Genomic DNA, 228 nt, shown 5'->3' with positions numbered 1-228 from the left:
GCTTGCGCATGTCTTCGTGTCTGACGCAGGCGAGAACCAGATCGTGATCGTGGCGGGCGCCAATGCCGCGCTTCCCGCCCCGACAGACTTTCCCGCCGGTGCTGCCCTGGCCGTGGCCCAGGCCGAAGTGCCGGCTGAGGCCGTGGCCCGCTTTCTGACCCTGGCGCGCGAGGGCGGCGCACGCACGCTCTACAATGCCGCGCCGGCCACGGCCGAAGGGCGCGCGAT

Annotated in this window: 1 pseudogene; it reads left to right on the top strand. The window is 71.9% G+C overall.

Annotated features, from left to right (window positions below):
* A pseudogene (locus H926_RS26755) lies at positions 1–228 on the top strand (ribokinase); the annotation flags it as partial.

This window comes from Novosphingobium sp. B-7 (assembly GCF_000410615.1).
Lineage (GTDB): Bacteria > Pseudomonadota > Alphaproteobacteria > Sphingomonadales > Sphingomonadaceae > Novosphingobium > Novosphingobium capsulatum.
The sequence above is the reverse complement of the archived record's forward strand: the minus strand, read 5'-3'. Positions and strand labels throughout refer to the sequence as shown.